Origin of the sequence: Xenorhabdus santafensis (assembly GCF_033949405.1) — a bacterium.
In the GTDB taxonomy this organism is placed as follows: domain Bacteria; phylum Pseudomonadota; class Gammaproteobacteria; order Enterobacterales; family Enterobacteriaceae; genus Xenorhabdus; species Xenorhabdus santafensis.
Map to the genome: position 1 here is coordinate 1 of NZ_VCDN01000536.1, position 299 is coordinate 299.

The 299-nt window shown below is 35.1% G+C and carries 1 protein-coding gene; it reads right to left on the reverse strand.

From position 1 onward, the window contains the following. The coding region (locus tag FE392_RS23310) for a thioredoxin family protein (protein ID WP_500692725.1) at positions 1 to 93 on the reverse strand (93 nt) is incomplete at its 3' end. Positions 94 to 299 lie beyond the last annotated feature (206 nt).

The window sequence follows — 299 nt, forward strand, 5'->3', positions numbered from 1 at the left end:
AGGTCCACACCAAGGTGCCCAGAAATCTAATAATACAACACCTTCGCTAGTTTCAGCTGCGAAGCTTTGGTCATTTGCGTTTACAATTGCCATTTTATTTCCTCCTTCAAGTATATTCTACCAAGAGTATATCATTAACTTATATACGTGGCGAATAATATGTATCGTTATGTATTGTAACAAAAAAGTGTTCCTTTATACTATATAAAAATACGGATTAAATACTAAAAAGATGAGAGACAGGGGATCTCTCACCTTTTCTCTATATATAGGGGTACTTCACTTGGAACTCAAGGGTA